This window comes from Herbaspirillum sp. WGmk3, from assembly GCF_023952535.1.
GTDB lineage: Bacteria > Pseudomonadota > Gammaproteobacteria > Burkholderiales > Burkholderiaceae_D > Herbaspirillum > Herbaspirillum huttiense.
The window spans coordinates 170,910-187,091 of record NZ_JAKYWT010000002.1; the positions used below are offsets into that span (position 1 = coordinate 170,910).

Annotated in this window: 12 protein-coding genes; 9 read left to right on the forward strand and 3 right to left on the reverse strand. The window is 63.1% G+C overall.

From position 1 onward, the window contains the following. Positions 1 to 7 precede the first annotated feature (7 nt). Positions 8 to 988: a response regulator transcription factor gene (locus MKD49_RS06855; RefSeq protein ID WP_252695873.1), complete on the reverse strand. Its 981-nt coding sequence runs from the start codon at positions 986 to 988 to the stop codon at positions 8 to 10. Continuing rightward, positions 966 to 4,412 (reverse strand): ATP-binding protein, encoded by a 3,447-nt coding sequence (locus MKD49_RS06860; protein ID WP_252695874.1) that lies wholly within the window; start codon positions 4,410 to 4,412, stop codon positions 966 to 968. The genes MKD49_RS06855 and MKD49_RS06860 overlap by 23 nt, the downstream gene beginning before the upstream one ends. Before the next feature lie 510 nt (positions 4,413 to 4,922). Between MKD49_RS06860 and urtA the strand changes: the two genes are divergently transcribed. From urtA to MKD49_RS06900, 8 genes are all read left to right on the forward strand, one after another. Further along, on the forward strand, positions 4,923 to 6,179 hold the full coding sequence (urtA, locus tag MKD49_RS06865; RefSeq protein WP_039788032.1) for an urea ABC transporter substrate-binding protein: 1,257 nt from the start codon (positions 4,923 to 4,925) through the stop codon (positions 6,177 to 6,179). A 107-nt stretch (positions 6,180 to 6,286) separates the two neighbouring features. Further along, complete coding sequence (urtB, locus tag MKD49_RS06870; RefSeq protein WP_039787923.1) at positions 6,287 to 7,204, forward strand: urea ABC transporter permease subunit UrtB; 918 nt, start codon at positions 6,287 to 6,289, stop codon at positions 7,202 to 7,204. 49 nt (positions 7,205 to 7,253) lie between these two features. Further along, positions 7,254 to 8,459 carry an urea ABC transporter permease subunit UrtC gene (gene urtC / locus MKD49_RS06875; protein WP_252696366.1) on the forward strand — a complete coding sequence of 402 codons (1,206 nt, stop codon included), beginning with the start codon at positions 7,254 to 7,256 and terminating at the stop codon, positions 8,457 to 8,459. Then, positions 8,456 to 9,223 (forward strand): urea ABC transporter ATP-binding protein UrtD, encoded by a 768-nt coding sequence (gene urtD / locus MKD49_RS06880; RefSeq protein WP_034332310.1) that lies wholly within the window; start codon positions 8,456 to 8,458, stop codon positions 9,221 to 9,223. The genes urtC and urtD overlap by 4 nt, the downstream gene beginning before the upstream one ends. Positions 9,224 to 9,248: 25 nt before the next feature. Further along, positions 9,249 to 9,938, forward strand: coding sequence for an urea ABC transporter ATP-binding subunit UrtE (gene urtE / locus MKD49_RS06885; protein WP_034332312.1), 690 nt, complete (start codon positions 9,249 to 9,251; stop codon positions 9,936 to 9,938). 29 nt (positions 9,939 to 9,967) lie between these two features. Further along, the gene (locus tag MKD49_RS06890) at positions 9,968 to 10,999 is read left to right on the forward strand and encodes an aliphatic amidase (protein WP_252695875.1); all 1,032 of its coding nucleotides are present in this window, start codon (positions 9,968 to 9,970) and stop codon (positions 10,997 to 10,999) included. Positions 11,000 to 11,047: 48 nt separating this feature from the next. Beyond that, on the forward strand, positions 11,048 to 12,226 hold the full coding sequence (fmdA, locus tag MKD49_RS06895; protein WP_013234603.1) for a formamidase: 1,179 nt from the start codon (positions 11,048 to 11,050) through the stop codon (positions 12,224 to 12,226). Between the two features lie 86 nt (positions 12,227 to 12,312). Beyond that, positions 12,313 to 12,609 carry a zinc ribbon domain-containing protein gene (locus tag MKD49_RS06900; RefSeq protein ID WP_034333572.1) on the forward strand — a complete coding sequence of 99 codons (297 nt, stop codon included), beginning with the start codon at positions 12,313 to 12,315 and terminating at the stop codon, positions 12,607 to 12,609. Between the two features lie 20 nt (positions 12,610 to 12,629). Here MKD49_RS06900 and MKD49_RS06905 read toward each other — a convergent pair whose 3' ends face one another. Further along, positions 12,630 to 13,502 (reverse strand): HDOD domain-containing protein, encoded by an 873-nt coding sequence (locus tag MKD49_RS06905; RefSeq protein WP_252695876.1) that lies wholly within the window; start codon positions 13,500 to 13,502, stop codon positions 12,630 to 12,632. 138 nt (positions 13,503 to 13,640) lie between these two features. Between MKD49_RS06905 and MKD49_RS06910 the strand changes: the two genes are divergently transcribed. After that, positions 13,641 to 16,145, forward strand: coding sequence for a DUF3141 domain-containing protein (locus MKD49_RS06910; protein WP_252695877.1), 2,505 nt, complete (start codon positions 13,641 to 13,643; stop codon positions 16,143 to 16,145). Positions 16,146 to 16,182 lie beyond the last annotated feature (37 nt).

Consider the following 16,182-nt stretch of genomic DNA (forward strand, 5'->3'; position numbering starts at 1 on the left):
CGAAGGTTCACTGCAACAACTGGCTGGCACTGCTTGCGGTCAGGCTGCTGGCCAGCACCGCCGCCGCCGAGCGCGTCTCCACCCCCAGCTTCACGAAAATATGTTCCAGGTGCTTGTTGACCGTGCGCGGACTCATGCCGAGGATCTCGGCGATGTCGCGGTTGGTCTTGCCCTTGCCCAGCCAGAGCAGCACGTCGCTTTCGCGCGGCGTCAGGCGCGCGCCTTCCAGAGTGGCCGGCAGGACCATGAGCTCTTCGCCACGCTGCGCCCCGCCAGCGATTTTCTCCTCCAGCACCAGACTCACGCCATGCCCCTGACCCGGACCGGAGAGGGTGATGTGCAGTTCATCCTGTTGCTGGCGCACGATCAACGGCGGTACGTGATCCAGGCTCTCGCCCTGGCGCTGCCGTACCAACTGCTCGTTGAGCCAGACCTGCAAGGGCCCGGGCAGCTTGTGACTGGCCGGTGCCGCCGGACCATAGTATTTTTCCAGCCACTGTGAGGCTTTGCTGGTCTGCCACATCGGCAAGCCATTGCCGCCCAGCACGATCACCGCATGTGCCGCATGTTCCAGCATGCCGCGCGTCTGCGTCATCATGCGCGCAGTACGGATATGCGCACCGATGCGTGCCACTACCTCCTGCGGACGGATCGGCTTGGTCACGTAGTCGATGCCGCCGACCTCGAAGCCGCGCACCACGTGCTCGGTCTCCGACAGGCCCGTCATGAACACCACCGGGACATGCGCCACGCGCTTGACCTGCTTGATGCGGCGACAGGTCTCGAAGCCATCGATGCCGGGCATCATCGCATCCAGCAGGATCAGGTCGGGCGTGATGTGATCCAGCCGCTCCAGCGCCGCCAGGCCGTCGGTGGCGACCAGCACGATGTGGCCGCTCTCATCGAGCGCGTCGGACAACATGGCCAGGTTGTCGGGCATGTCATCGACGATCAGTACCACGTGTCTATCGAACGTCGTTGAGATCATGTCGGATCAGCTCCTTGATGCGGGTGACGTATTCGTTCAATCGGAATTGCTTGACCAGCTGCCGCAGCTCGGTGGTGAAGGGCAGGTAGGCCGGCTGCTGGCGCTCCATGGCGTCGAGCTGGCGCAGGATTTCCTTGGCGTAGCCGATGCTGCCCAGTTCGAGCAGGGTGGCCAGCTTGTCTTGCGGTGGCACCAGCATCAGGGCCTGTGGCGCCGCAGATGGCGGTGGCACTTCTTCCTGCACAGCAGGAAGGATGCTCGCCACCCAGTCTAGTTGCAGATGCTGGCGGATCTTGCCCAGCAATTCGTGATACGAGACCGGCTTGACCACGAAGTCATTGACCAGCGGCGGCTCGTTGCGCTCATGCAGGTTCTCGAAGGCATTGGCCGAGACCAGCAGGATGGGCAGCTGCGTGAGCCCGCGTGCGCGAATGGCGCGGGCCACCGTCCAGCCATCCATCTGCGGCATGGCGATGTCCAGCAGGATCAGGTCCGGGACTTCGCGTCCCAATCGCTCCATGCAGGCCAGTCCGCTGTCGGCTTCGCTCACCACGAATCCCAGCGGCATGAGCATGTCCCTGAGCAGGCGACGTTGCGAGGCCTGGTCGTCCACCACCAGGATGTGGCGAGAAGGACCGGCGTAGCCCGACATCTGGTCTTCCAGCTTGATGCGCGGGCGCGGGACGTGTACTTCAGGCAGGTAGATCTTGAGATGGAAACTGCTGCCCTGGCCGACCCGGCTCTGCACGCTCAGTTCACCGCCCATGATGTGCACCAGCATGCGGCTGATGGCCAGGCCGAGGCCGGTGCCGATGTCTTCGCGCAGATTGGCGGCGCTGCTGCGCTCGAAGGGCAGGAAGATGCGTTCCAGGTCTTCATCGGCAATGCCGATGCCGCTGTCGATCACATCGAAATACGCGATCTCGCGGGCGTAGCGCAGCTTGAGCGTGACGCCGCCGTGATCGGTGAATTTCACCGCATTGCCCAGCAGGTTGATGAGGATCTGGCGCAGCCGCTTCTGGTCCGCGTGCACGATCTGCGGCAGGCGTCCGGATTTCTCGAAGCGGAAGTGCAGCCCCTTCTGTTCGGCCTGTGGCGCGAACATGCCGACGATCTGTTCCAGGAAAGCTTCCAGCGCCAGCTCGTCCGAGGCCAGGCGCATCTTGCCGGCTTCGATCTTGGCGATGTCGAGCAGGCCATCGATGAGACTCAACAGGTGTTCGCCGCTGCGGCGGATGATGGCGATGGCTTCCTTGCGGGCCGGCGGGATGGTGGCATCCACGTGCAGAATCTGGGCATAGCCGAGGATGCTGTTCAAGGGCGTGCGCAATTCGTGGCTCATGCCGGCCACGAAACGGCTCTTGGCCAGGTTGGCCGATTCGGCGGCTTCCTTGGCGCGCTGCAGTTCGGCATCGGTCTGCTTGTGGGCCTCGATTTCCTGCAGCAGCAGGTTGGTCTGGCGTTCCGATTCCTCTTGGGCCACGGCACGGCTTTCGTTGGTCAGCACCAGCCACCAGGCACCGACGCCGACCACCACCAGCAACAGGCAGAACAGCTTGATGAAAACACCCCGCAGCGAATCCGGTGCGGACAAGCTCAGCCCGGAAAGATCGGCCATCTGCTGGAAATACAGCATCCACAACACGATGGCCAGCCCGCCGGCCAACAGCCCGAAGACACTCAGGTAATGCCCGATACGCGTATTGAGCTTGAGTGCGAAGCGCGCCGGGATCAGCTGGCGCAGCGTATGAAGAATCTGGTTGGGCAGGCGTGCGCGGGGCGTCTTGCAGCGGTCCTTGCAGCGTGCATCGAGTGAACAGCACAGCGAACAGATGGCCCCCTGGTAGGCTGGACAATGCGCCATGTCCGGCGTCTCGAACGCATTGCCACAGATCACGCAATCCAGTACCGAATGCGCCTGTCCGGGCGTGACGGGACGATAGTTCTGCTCGGACAGCGTATCGCGGCGCGCGATGTAGTAGCGGCTGCCGGTGGCCAGCGCGATCAGCGGCGCCGTCACCAGCGCCGTCCCCAATGCGATGAAGGGGGCCATCGCGGCAATGGTCTTGCCCAGCACGCCCGACATGGCCAGCGTGGAGAGCAGGGTGGCAATCACCATCGATCCCACACCCACCGGGTTCACGTCATACAGGTGCGCGCGCTTGAATTCGATGTGCGCCGGGCTCAGGCGCAGCGGCTTGTTGATGACCAGATCGGCCACCACGGCCCCGATCCAGGAGATGGCCACCAGGCTGTAGAGCGCCAGCACGTGTTCCAGCGCATTGAACACCCCCAGCTCCATGAGCAGCACCGCGATCAGCACATTGAACACCAGCCACACCACGCGCCCCGGATGGCTGTGCGTGAGGCGCGCAAAGAAATTGGACCAGGCCAGCGACCCGGCATAGGCATTGGTGACATTGATCTTGATCTGCGACACCACCACGAACAGCACCACCGCCCCCAGCGCAAAGGCCGGATTGCCGAACACGTACTGGTAACCGATCAGGTACATCTGGGTTGGCTCCACGGCACGCGCCATGGGCACTTCATGCTGGATGGCGAGGAAGGCCAGCAGCGTGCCGCCCAGCATCTTGGCCCCGCCCAGCAGGATCCAGCCGGGTCCGGCCAGCAGCAGGGCGCTCCACCAGCGGCCGCGATTGGCGGCGGTCTTCTGCGGCAGGAAGCGCAGGAAGTCCACCTGTTCGCCCACTTGCGCAATGAGCGAGAAGGCCACCGTGGCGGCAGCGCCGAAGAGCGTGAGGTTGAAGGAGCTGCCTTCTTCGGCGCGGCCGGCGAAGCTCATCAGGTTCGACAGCGCCTCCGGTTCCTTGTACAGCACGCAGGCATAGGGCAGCACCAGCAGCACCAGCCACAGCGGCTGGGTCCACATCTGCAGGCGATTGATGAGGGTGATGCCGTAGGCCACCATGGGGATGATGATGAGCGAACAGAGCACATAGCCATACACCAGCGGCAGGCCGAAATAGATCTCGATGGCCTGCGCCATGATGGCCGCTTCCAGCGCGAAGAAGATGAAGGTGAAGCTGGCGTAGATCAGCGAGGTAATGGTCGAACCGATGTAGCCGAAGCCGGCGCCCCGCGTGAGCAGGTCCATGTCGACCCCGTAGCGCGCCGCGTAATAGCTGATGGGCAGGCCGGTTGCGAAGAACAGCACCATCACGCAGATGATGGCCCAGAAGGCATTGGTGAAGCCATAGCTCAGGGTGATGGCACCGCTGATGGCTTCCAGCGCCAGGAAGGAGGTGGCCCCCAGCGCCGTGTTGGCCAGGCGAAATTCGGACCAGCGGCGAAAGGACAGCGGCGTGTAGCGCAGCGCGTAGTCTTCCAGCGTCTCGTTGGCGACCCAGGTGTTGTAGTCGCGCCTGACCTTGACGATGCGTTGTGTGGCGGGATGGGTCACGTTGGCTCTTGGTGGGGTCGGGGGTTCCGGTGGGTCATGTCCGTCAGCATTCTGTCAGTGTGCTGCAGCGCAGACGGGCTGCCTGGCTCGTGTTTATGTCCAAGCAATTTTCAAACCATTCGGGGCAAGAGGGCATACGTCAAATGACGTAGATGCCTGTCTGCATGACATGAGAATTCACCAAGAAAAGGCAGCCGGCATGAACGCCGTCGCCGCATCCCGACGCCCTGCACGCAAAGTGCGCACCAACAGCAGGCAAGCCATGAGCAAAAGCTGTGCAGGCCGGCAGGCCGCACCAGCAGGGGGCTTACGTCAAACAACGTATTGTTGCGCTGCACGGGCGAACCTATTCTGCGCCTCAGAACGAAGCGCCGGAACCGTGTGATGGACGGGGTTTCCCGAGCTGCGCCACTGCCGGGGCAGTGACTTGTCCGGTCTTCGTTTCACCGCTTGCATGACGCCACGATGGCCCAGACCGAGTCCAACAACAACGCCCGAAAGGAGTACCGCATGTCGCATTCCTCGTCTTCCAATCCTCCCTCGCTCCCGCGCCGCAAGATCCTCATGGGCCTGGCCGCCGGGGCGGCAGCAGCGGCCCTGCCGGGCATGGCCTCGGCCCAGCAGTATCCGACCGCCAAGGTCAACACCACCAAGCTTGCCATCACCGATACCGAAGTCACGGTCGGCCAGCTGCACTCGGCTACCGGCACCATGGCCATCAGCGAAACCGGTTCGATCCAGGCCGAGCGCCTGGCCATCGACCAGATCAATGCCATGGGCGGCATCCTCGGCCGCAAGATCAAGATCATCCAGGAAGACGGTGCCAGCGACTGGCCGACCTTCGCCGAAAAGGCCAAGAAGCTGCTGGAAAACGACCGCGTGGCTGCCGTCTTCGGCTGTTGGACCTCGGCCTCGCGCAAGGCGGTGCTGCCGGTGTTCGAGAAGGACAACGGCCTGCTGTATTACCCGACCTTCTATGAAGGCCTGGAGCAGTCCAAGAACGTGTTCTATACCGGGCAGGAGGCGACGCAACAGGTGCTGGCAGGCCTGAATTGGGTGGCCAAGGAGAAGAAGGCCAAGACCTTCTTCCTGGTTGGCTCGGACTACATCTGGCCGCGGACTTCCAACAAGATCGCCCGCAAGCACATCGAGAACGTGCTCAAGGGGTCGGTGGTGGGCGAGGAATACTACCCGCTGGGCAACACGCAATTCGGTTCGCTCATCAACAAGATCAAGTTGAAAAAGCCCGACGTGATTTTCGCCGACGTGGTCGGTGGCTCCAACGTCGCTTTCTACAAGCAGCTGAAGGCCGCCGGCGTGACCGCCAAGACCCAGAACCTGCTGACCATTTCGGTGACCGAGGATGAAATGCTGGGCATCGGCGGCGAGAACGTGGAAGGCTTCTTCGCCTCGATGAAATATTTCCAGAGCCTGGACAACGCCAACAACAAGAAATTCGTGGCCGAGTTCAAGGCCAAGTTCGGTGCCAATTCGGTCATCGGCGACGTCACCCAAGCCGCCTATCTCGGCCCCTGGCTGTGGAAGGCTGCCGTGGAAAAGGCCGGCAGCTTCGATGTCGACAAGGTGGTGGCCGCTTCGCCCGGCATCGAACTCAAGACCGCGCCCGAAGGCTACGTCAAGGTCCACGAAAACCATCACCTGTGGAGCAAGACCCGCATCGGCGAGGCGCAGAAGGATGGCCAGTTCAAGGTGGTCTACGAGTCCGAACTGATCGAGCCGAATCCCTTCCCCAAGGGCTACCAGTAAGGCGGCCCGGCCGGTGCCGCACCGGCCCTTCGTGCAGCAAAGCGGCGGCGTCTGTAGTGACATGCGGGCGCTGCCGCCCATTTCTCCAATCTGCATCGGGAGTCATCATGGTTTCTCTATCCGAATTCGGCGCCATCTTCGCCATGCAGGGCTTCAATGGCCTCTCGGTCTTCTGCGTGCTGCTGCTCATGGCGCTGGGCCTGGCCATCATCTTCGGGCAGATGGGCGTGATCAACATGGCCCACGGTGAATTCCTCACCATCGGTGCCTACATCACCTACCTGCTGTCGCACCTGACCACCACCTATGCACCGGCCTTGCAGCCTTTCTATTTCTTCGTGGCCATCGTGCTGTCCTTCGCCGTGGCTTATGGCGTGGGTTATCTCACCGAGCTGCTGCTCATCAGCCGCCTCTACAAGCGTCCGCTCGATACGCTGCTGGCGACCTGGGGCCTGTCGCTGGCGATGCAGCAGACCTTCCGTTCCATCTTCGGCGCCAAGGAAGTCAGCGCCACCTTGCCGGACTGGCTCATGGGTTCCTTCAAGCCGACCGATGCCATCGATATCCCCTTGAACGGTCTCTTCATGATGGGCCTCACGGTGCTGCTCACCGGTGCCATCTTCGTATTGCTGTTCCGTTCACGCTGGGGCCTGCAGGTACGGGCCACGATGCAGAACCGCGTCATGAGCGGAGCGGTAGGCATCAATACCCGCAAGGTGGACCGTACCACTTTCGCGCTGGGTTGCGGCGTCGCCGGCGTGGCCGGTGCGGCCTTCACCACCATCGGCTCCACTGGCCCGACCAGCGGATCGCTCTACATCGTCGACACCTTCCTGGTGGTGGTCTTCGGTGGCGCGCAAAGCCTGATCGGCACCATCGCCTCAGCCTTCTCGATTGCCCAGACGCAGTCTACGGCGGAATTCTTCCTGACCGGTTCCATGGCCAAGGTGCTGACCTTGTCGGCGGTCATCCTGATCCTGATGCTGCGTCCGCAAGGGCTGTTCTCGGCGAAGGTGCGCAAATGAACGTGAAAGATGGCCACTCCCGATCCAACTACATGAGCGAGGTCCGATGATGAATGCAGCCTATGAAAAACTGCTGGGCGGGCGCTCCGGTGCGCTTGGCCTGCTGGTGATGGCGGTACTGCTGCTGGTGGTGTTCCCGCTGACGATGGACATGTTCCGTCTCAACCTGGTGGGCAAATACCTGTCCTACGCCTTCGTGGCCGTGGGCCTGGTGCTGTGCTGGGGCTACGGCGGCATCCTCAGCCTGGGGCAGGGCGTGTTCTTCGGACTGGGCGGCTATTGCATGGCCATGTTCCTCAAGCTCGAAGCCTCTGACCCCATCAGCACCAAGATCCAGTCCACGCCGGGCATTCCCGACTTCATGGACTGGAACCAGATCACCGCCTTGCCGGCCATGTGGGAGCCTTTCCATAGTTTTGCCTTCACGATTATTGCCGTGCTGGTGGTACCGACCGCGCTGGCCATGCTGATCGGGCTGGCGATGTTCAAGCGCCGTGTGGGGGATGTGTATTTCTCCATCGTCACGCAAGCCATTGCGGCCATCCTGTCCATCCTCATCATCGGCCAGCAGGGGCTGACCGGCGGCGTCAATGGCATCACCGACCTCAAGACTCTGATGGGCTGGGATATCCGCACCGACCACGCCAAGCTGGTGCTGTATTTCGTCAATGCGGGATTGCTGTTCGGCTGCATCCTGTTTGGCCGCTACGTGCTCGGGTCCAAGCTGGGCCGCCTGCTGGTGGCCATGCGCGACAAGGAAGAACGGGTGCGCTTCTCCGGCTATGACGTGGCCAGCTTCAAGGTCTTCGTCTTCTGTGCGGCGGCCATGTTCTCGGCCATCGGCGGGGCCATGTTCACGCTGCAGGTGGGCTTCATGTCGCCGTCCTTCGTCGGGATCGTGCCTTCCATCGAAATGGTGATCTTTGCTGCAGTGGGTGGCCGCATGTCGCTGCTGGGCGCGGTGTACGGAACGCTGCTGGTGAACTTTGGCAAAACCTACTTCTCCGAAACCTTCCCCGAATTGTGGCTGTTCCTGATGGGCGGTCTCTTCATCGCGGTGGTGATGTATTTCCCCAATGGCCTGGCCGGCCTCTGGCAGACCCAGGGCAAGCGCCTGATGGACAAGCTGCGCGGCCCATCCAAGCCGGTAGCCCCCGTTGCTGCAGAAGCCGCCAAGCCGGTTTCCCGAGCATCCACCCCTGAACCCAAGCGCGATGGCATCGAGCCGGGCGCGACCCTGGAGGCCAGCAAATGAGCGAGAACGCCATCGGTTTCGAATCGGACGCCCATCCGGTCCTGGCCATCGAAGACCTGACCGTGTCTTTCGATGGGTTCAAGGCAGTCGACAAGCTCAATCTCTACGTGCAGCGCAATGAGGTGCGCGTGGTGATCGGCCCCAACGGCGCAGGCAAGACCACGGTGCTGGACCTGATCTGCGGCAAGACCCGCGCCACCTCCGGCAGCATCAAGTTCAACAATCACGAACTGACGAAGATGAGCGAGCACGCCATCGTGCGGGTAGGCGTGGGACGCAAGTTCCAGACCCCGTCCATCTACGAGAACCTCTCCGTGTTCGAGAACCTGGAGATGTCCTTCCCGCGTGGCCGCAAGGTGTTCGGCGCGCTGACTTTCAAGCGTTCGCCGGATGTGGTGGCGCGGGTGGAAGCGGTGGCCGCCGAGATCTTCCTGGACGAACAGCTGCATACGCAAGCCGACCTGCTCTCGCACGGCCAGAAGCAGTGGCTGGAGATCGGCATGCTGCTGATGCAGGAGCCGGAGCTCTTGATGCTGGATGAACCGGTGGCCGGCATGAGCGTGTCCGAACGCGAAAAGACCGCCGAGCTGCTGGGCCGCATCAGCCAGGGCCGCTCGGTGGTGGTGATCGAGCACGACATGGATTTCGTCAAGAGCATCGCCCACAAGGTCACCGTGCTGCACCAGGGAAAAATCCTGGCCGAAGGCAGCATGGAGAAGGTGCAGTCCGATCCCAAGGTGATCGACGTCTATCTCGGTCACTGAACTTTCCTCATCCTCGGAGCCTGCCATGTTCAAAGTCTCGCAACTCGCCTCCGGCTACGGCCAGAGCAAGGTCATCCACGATGTCGACCTGTCGGTGGCCAAGGAAGAAATCGTCGCCGTCATGGGCCGCAACGGCATGGGCAAGACCACGCTGTTCAAGACCCTGATGGGCATCCTGCCGCTGCGCGGCGGCAGCATCAGCATCGATGGCGTGGAACTCGGTGGCCTGGAAAGCCACCAGCGCGTCGAGCGCGGCGTGGCCTACGTGCCGCAGGGGCGCATGATCTTTTCGCACATGACGGTGCTGGAAAACATCCAGACCGGCTTGCCCGCATCGGCCAAGGGCAAGGTGCCCGATGAACTGTATTCGCTGTTCCCGGTGCTGTATGACATGCGTACCCGCAAGGGCGGCAATCTGTCCGGCGGACAGCAGCAGCAACTGGCCATTGCGCGCGCACTGGCGACCAACCCGCGCGTGCTGCTGCTGGATGAACCGACTGAAGGGATACAGCCTTCCATCATCAAGGACATCGCCAAAAGCCTCAAGGAAATCCGCAAGATCCGTGCGCTCACCATCGTGGTCTCGGAGCAGGTGCTGAGCTTCACGCTGGAGATTGCGGACCGTTTCCTGGTCATCGACAAGGGCCGCTTCGTCTACGAGGACACGCGCGAGAACGTCGATGCGCCCACCATCAGCAAGTATCTGTCGGTCTGATCCGACCGTCTTTTCAGAGGAGCAAGCCCATGCGACACGGAGATATTTCAGCCAGCCGGGACGCCGTCGGCGTGGCCGTTGTGAACTACAAGATGCCACGCCTGCATACGCGCGGCGAGGTGCTGGAGAACGCCAGGAAGATCGCCGCCATGCTGGTCGGCATGAAGCAGGGACTGCCAGGGCTGGACCTGGTGGTGTTTCCCGAGTATTCCACCCACGGCATCATGTATGACCGTGAAGAAATGTTCGAGACCGCCGCCGCCATCCCCGGCGACGAAACCGCCATCTTTTCCGAAGCCTGCCGCATCGCCGGCGTGTGGGGCGTCTTTTCGCTCACCGGCGAGCGCCATGAGGAGCATCCGCGCAAGGTGCCTTACAACACCCTCATCCTCATCAACGACCAGGGCGAGATCGTGCAGAAGTACCGCAAGATCATGCCGTGGACGCCCATCGAGGGCTGGTATCCGGGCGATACCACCTACGTCTGCGACGGCCCCAAGGGCTTGAAGATCAGCCTCATCATCTGTGATGACGGCAACTATCCCGAGATCTGGCGCGACTGCGCCATGAAGGGTGCGGAACTGGTGGTGCGCTGCCAGGGCTACATGTATCCGGCCAAGGAACAGCAGATCATGGTCTCCAAGGCCATGGCCTGGATGAACAACCTGTATGTGGCCGTGGCCAATGCGGCCGGGTTCGATGGCGTCTATTCCTACTTCGGTCATTCGGCCATCGTCGGCTTCGATGGCCGCACGCTGGGCGAGTGCGGGACCGAGGAGATGGGCATCCAGTATGCCGAACTGTCGGTCTCGGCCATCCGCGATGCACGCCGCAACTGGCAGTCGCAGAACCACCTCTACAAGCTGCTGCATCGCGGCTACACCGGCAAGATCAATTCTGGCGAATCGCCGGCCGGCGTGGCCGAGTGTCCCTTCGACTTTTATCGCACCTGGGTCAACGACTCGGCGGCTGCACGCGCCCAGGTCGAGGCATTGACGCGCAACAGTGCCGGTACGCCCGAATGCCCGATGCCGGGGATTCCCACCGAGCCGGCAGCCTGAGGCCGAAGGCGCAAGGCCTCATCACACATCCACCACCAAGGAGATCGCATGCAACACTTCAAGATCAAGCCCGGCGTCCCGCTGGCAGAGCAGGCTGAACTGGGTCACAACCGCTGGCACCCGGACCTGCCTTTCCTGGCCTCGGTCAAGCCGGGCGAATCCATCCTGATCGAGTCGCTGGACTTCCTCGACGCGCAGATCCAGGACACCGACGATGTCTCCGACGTCAAGAACGTCGATCTCACCCGCGCCCATCCGCTGACCGGTCCCTTCCATGTCGAGGGTGCAGAGCCGGGTGACCTGCTGGTGATCGACCTGCTGGACATCAAGCCGGTCACGCCGGTCGGTTTCTCGGGCGTGTTTGCCAAGGAAAACGGCGGCGGCTTCCTGGCCGATTATTTCCCCGAAGCCGACAAGGCGATCTGGGACCTGAAGGGCTTGTATGCCACCTCGCGCCATATTCCGGGCGTGCGCATCGCAGGCCTGACCCACCCTGGTCTGATGGGTTGCCTGCCGTCCCACGATCTGCTGGCTGAGTGGAATCGCCGGGAAGCGCCGCTGGCCGCCAAGGGTCTGGCGCAACCACCGAACCCCAGCACTGCCGTCTTGCGCGGCCTGACCGGTGCGAAATTCGACGAGATGGCCAAGGTTGCCGCCCGCACCGTGCCGCCGCGCGAGCATGGCGGCAACACCGACATCAAGGACCTGTCGGCAGGCACCCGCATCTTCTTCCCGGTGTACGTGAAGGGCGCGGGTTTCTCGATGGGGGACCTGCACTTCTCGCAGGGTGATGGCGAGATCGGTTTCTGCGGCGCCATCGAGATGGATGGCGTGAGCCACGTCGGCTTCGACCTCATCAAGGGCGGCATGGCCAAGTACAACATCACCTCGCCCATCTTCATGCCCAGCATCGTCAAGCCGCATTACGAGCAGTGGCTGACTTTCGAAGGCATCAGTGTGGAAAACGGCGTGAACTACTACCTCGACGCCACCGTGGCCTATCGCCAGGCCTGCCTGAAGGCCATCGACTACCTGACCCACTTCGGCTACACCGGCAGCCAGGCCTACATGCTGCTGACGGCCGCGCCGGTGGAAGGGCGCATCGGCGGCATCGTCGATATTCCCAACTGCGCCTGCACGGTGGCCTTGCCGACCTCCATCTTCGATCAGGACATCACGCCCAAGGGCATGCTCAACGACAAATCCTATTGGGGCCGCAAGGGCTAGCGATCAACACAGTGACGTGTGTGTTCCCGGCCGGGCGCAGGCCTGGCCGGTTTTTTTCGTGATAACGGATTGGTGAAGGAGTCCCCATGCCCTTGTATGACATTCGTTGCAGCCATTGCGAAGGCATCTTCGAACGCCTCATTCCCCTTCAGGGATTGCACGGCCAGACTTGCTGTCCCTATTGCAAGGAGGAGACGGCCGCCTCACCCATGCCCACGGGCGGTCATGTCGGCTTGCAGGTCAAGCATCGCTGGCAGCCGCGCAACGGTGCCGAGCAACTGGCCGGGCAGGGGGCGACCGGGCCGGGCACCCATGCAGGGGCAGGCCGCAGCAGCGTGCTGCACAACTGCAAGGGACACAGCTGCAGTATCTGCGCGACCTGAGGCCGGCCGGATTGCTCCAGTTACTCCAGCATGGCGTCCAGCCCCGCCGCCAGTTCGGTGAGCGAGGGCATGGCACGCTCGGCCTTGTCGGGATCGCGCTTCACCAGCACCGGCATCCAGGCCGGATCCACGCCCAGCCTCTTGCCCACGGCCACCGGATAGGTGGCCAGTGCGGCTTCGTCATCCAGTGACAGCACGGTCACGCGTGCGGCCCACGCGCCCAGGTGTACCCAGGCAGCGGCGCGGTCGAGCCGGCCCGCTGCCAGCGGATCAGGCACCGAGCGCAGTGCCGTGACCAGCGCTTCAGGGAAATTCCAGATCGCCGCCAGTTCGGCCGAGACATCGGCGTAGTGAAAGCCCCAGGCCTGCTTTTCCCGTTCGGCGCGGTCGCCGTCGAGCACGTTGCATTGCTTGTCCAGCGGGGCGACTGTCGCGGCGGCCACTGCATGCAGTTGCAACTGGCCGATGCCATGCATCATGCCGACGGTGAAGACAGCGTCGCCATTGTCTTCCCCGTGGATGCCGGCGTGCATCGACAGCCAGCGCGCTGCCACGGCGGTGTAGAGGGTATGTCGCCAGAACTGCGGCAGCTCCATGCCGCGCGTGCTCTTGAAAGCCGCCACCATGCCATTGCCCAGCACCAGATTGCGCACCATGATGAAACCCAGCATGCGCAGCGCATCGTCGACCGTCCCGATGGTGCGCGAAGCGTGAAAGAACGCCGAGTTCGCCAGTCGCAGCAGTTTGGCGGTGAGCGTCGGGTCGGCCGCGATCTGGTGGGCGATATCCTGGGCCGAGACTTCCTCGCTGTCGAAGCTGGTCATCAGCTGCTGCACGACCTTGGGGATGGTCGGCAGCTTGCCGGGCTGGTCTACCAGGCTCTTGAGCTCCATGACAGTTCCTCCATGCAATGGTTTGTGTGGTTTTTGCAGGCAATTCCGGGAATTGCGGTTCCATTGTCGCAGAGTTCGGACGATTTGCTGACGATCCAGGTCAGTATGATGGAAGTCTCACTTGACCGGAGTGCACCCATGGCAAGCCGCAAGACGTCCGACCCGCATCCTCCCGAGCAGCCCGTCACGCCCGCCGGGGCGTGGGGAGATGTACCGAATTATGTGCAGGATTGCGTACAGCGCAGTTTCCTTTTCCTCGATACCTTGCTCGACCGGGGCAATGACTACCTGGAGCATCTGGAGCAGGGCACGCCGCCGCTCCTCAAATTCGAGCACGAACTGGTGCTGGACGGTCACGACCTGCCGCAGCCCTGCAACTACGCCTTGCTGCGCCTGCAACCGCCGCCGGGCCTGCCGGTTGATCCACAGGCACGACCGGTGGTGGTGGTCGATCCGCGCGCCGGACACGGCCCCGGTATTGGCGGCTTCAAGTTCGATTCGGAAGTGGGCATGGCGATGAAGGCCGGGCATACCGTGTATTTCGTCACTTTCCGGCCCGAGCCCGAGGAGGGCCAGACGCTGGTCACCGTGATGGATGCGGAGGCGCGCTTCCTCGAAGAAGTGATACGCCGCCATCCGCAATGCCCGGCCAAGCCGGTAGTGATCGGCAATTGCCAGGCCGGCTGGGCCATGATGACGCTCGATGCCGTGCGGCCCGAGCTGTTCGGGCCGCTGATGATGGTGGGTGCCCCGGCCTCCTACTGGGCCGGCAGCTCCACGCTCAATCCCATGCGCTACAGCGGCGCCAACCTCGGCGGGACCTGGCTGGCCTCACTGGCTGCCGATCTCGGGGCCGACCGCTTCGATGGCGCCTATCTGGTCGAGAACTTCGAGAAGCTCAATCCGGCCAATACCTTCTGGAGCAAGTATTACAACCTCTGGGCCGGAGTCGATCAGGAGGCAGCGCGTTTCCTGGAATTCGAACGCTGGTGGGGCGGTTTCTTCCGAATGACCGGGGCAGAGATCGAGGCCATCACCGAGAATCTGTTCGTGGGCAACAAGCTGGCGCGCGGAGAGCTGGAGGTCAAGGGCAGGGCAGTCAATCTGCGCGACATCACGGCGCCCATCGTGGTCTTCGCCTCCTGGGGGGACAACATCACGCCGCCGCCGCAGGCGTTGAACTGGATCATCGATGTCTGGGGCGACGAGCGGGCCATCGCCGCCGCCGGCCGCACCATCATCTACGTGCTGCACGAGAGCGTGGGCCATCTGGGCATCTTCGTGGGCGGCTCGGTGGCGCTCAAGGAACACGACCAGCTGGTCAGCTCGCTGGACGTCATCGAGAGCCTGCCACCAGGGCTCTACGAAATGAAGCTGGAACGCAAGGACGGCCGCGCGACCCAGCGCTGGGATGCGCTGGAGCCGGGTGACTACACGGTGCACTACCAGCACCGCACCATGGAAGACCTGCGCAAGCTCAATCCCGAAGGCCGAGAGGAAGAGTCGCTGTTCTCGACCATCAGCCAGTGGTCGCAACTCAATGCGCAGTGGTACAAGACCTGGGTCCGGCCCTGGGTGCGCATGACGGCGACCCGCGACAGCGCCAATGCACTGATGCGCATGAATCCCTTGCGCATGCAGCGGCAACTGTTCTCGGACAAGCACCCGGCCGCCGCCTTCATTCGCCAGCAAGCTGCTGCCGCGCGCACGCACCGGGTACAACTCGACCCCGACCATCCGCTGAAGCAATACGAACGCCGCATGGCGCAGAAGATCACCGACGAGCTCAATGCCTGGCGCGACCAGCGCGATGCCCGCACGGTACGGATGACGCGCCAGCTGTTCGGTCCGACCGGACTGGGTGCCTGGCTGCCGCCGCGCGAGCCGGATGCCGATCTGGCCCAGCGCTGGGCGCAGCAGGAGCTGGGAAGCTACCGTGATACGGTCATTGGCCAGATAGCCGACGGCGGTTTTGCCGAAGCGGTTTGCCGGATCGTCATCGCCGGCATGGTCTCCATCGGTGCGTTCGAACGGCGCAGCCTGCGTCTGGCCAGGCTGCTGGCGCAACTGCCGAACATGCATGCCAGCGTGTCGCCCCAGACCAACTGGGTGCAGTTGTTGAAGGAGCAGGCACGCATTACCGCGGTGGCCCCTGTGGAGGCGCTCAATGCACTCGGGCAGATGCTGCCTGATGCAGCCTCGCGCGAGCGCGCGCTGGCACTGGCAGCGGCGGTGATGATGATCGAACCGACGCTGGCCAATCCGCGCTCGGAAATCATTGAACTGCTGGTCGGAACGCTGGAGGTCGATCCTGATCGCGTGATCGCGCTGGCCCGCAAGCTGACCAAGGCCATCGGTGAAGACGGTGATGCGCTGACCTTGCCGTCGTCTGATGAGGAACCGGCGCGACCGGCGGCAGCACCGCGCAAGCGGGCCGCACGCCCGCCTGCGTCCGTGGCCAAGCCGGCCAAGGTGAGTGCGCCGCCGAAGCCGGTCAGAAGCGCACCCTCGGCCAAGCCTGCCAGCGCCAAGACCAAGACCTCCGCCAAGACAGCGAAGTCTGCGCCCATCGTCAAAGCCACGGGGACCGCCAAGACCACCAGGAGCGGCACACCGGCGCGCACGCGGTCCAAGCGCAGCTGAAACACTCAAGGCCAGGTTCACGTTGCCCTTTGCGGAT

Coding starts and splice junctions, on each gene's coding strand:
- MKD49_RS06855 (WP_252695873.1), bottom strand. CDS start 988: ATGATCTCAACGACGTTCGATAGACACGTGGTACTGATCGTCGATGAC.
- urtA (WP_039788032.1), top strand. CDS start 4,923: ATGTCGCATTCCTCGTCTTCCAATCCTCCCTCGCTCCCGCGCCGCAAG.
- urtB (WP_039787923.1), top strand. CDS start 6,287: ATGGTTTCTCTATCCGAATTCGGCGCCATCTTCGCCATGCAGGGCTTC.
- urtC (WP_252696366.1), top strand. CDS start 7,254: ATGAATGCAGCCTATGAAAAACTGCTGGGCGGGCGCTCCGGTGCGCTT.
- urtD (WP_034332310.1), top strand. CDS start 8,456: ATGAGCGAGAACGCCATCGGTTTCGAATCGGACGCCCATCCGGTCCTG.
- urtE (WP_034332312.1), top strand. CDS start 9,249: ATGTTCAAAGTCTCGCAACTCGCCTCCGGCTACGGCCAGAGCAAGGTC.
- MKD49_RS06890 (WP_252695875.1), top strand. CDS start 9,968: ATGCGACACGGAGATATTTCAGCCAGCCGGGACGCCGTCGGCGTGGCC.
- fmdA (WP_013234603.1), top strand. CDS start 11,048: ATGCAACACTTCAAGATCAAGCCCGGCGTCCCGCTGGCAGAGCAGGCT.
- MKD49_RS06900 (WP_034333572.1), top strand. CDS start 12,313: ATGCCCTTGTATGACATTCGTTGCAGCCATTGCGAAGGCATCTTCGAA.
- MKD49_RS06905 (WP_252695876.1), bottom strand. CDS start 13,502: ATGGAGCTCAAGAGCCTGGTAGACCAGCCCGGCAAGCTGCCGACCATC.
- MKD49_RS06910 (WP_252695877.1), top strand. CDS start 13,641: ATGGCAAGCCGCAAGACGTCCGACCCGCATCCTCCCGAGCAGCCCGTC.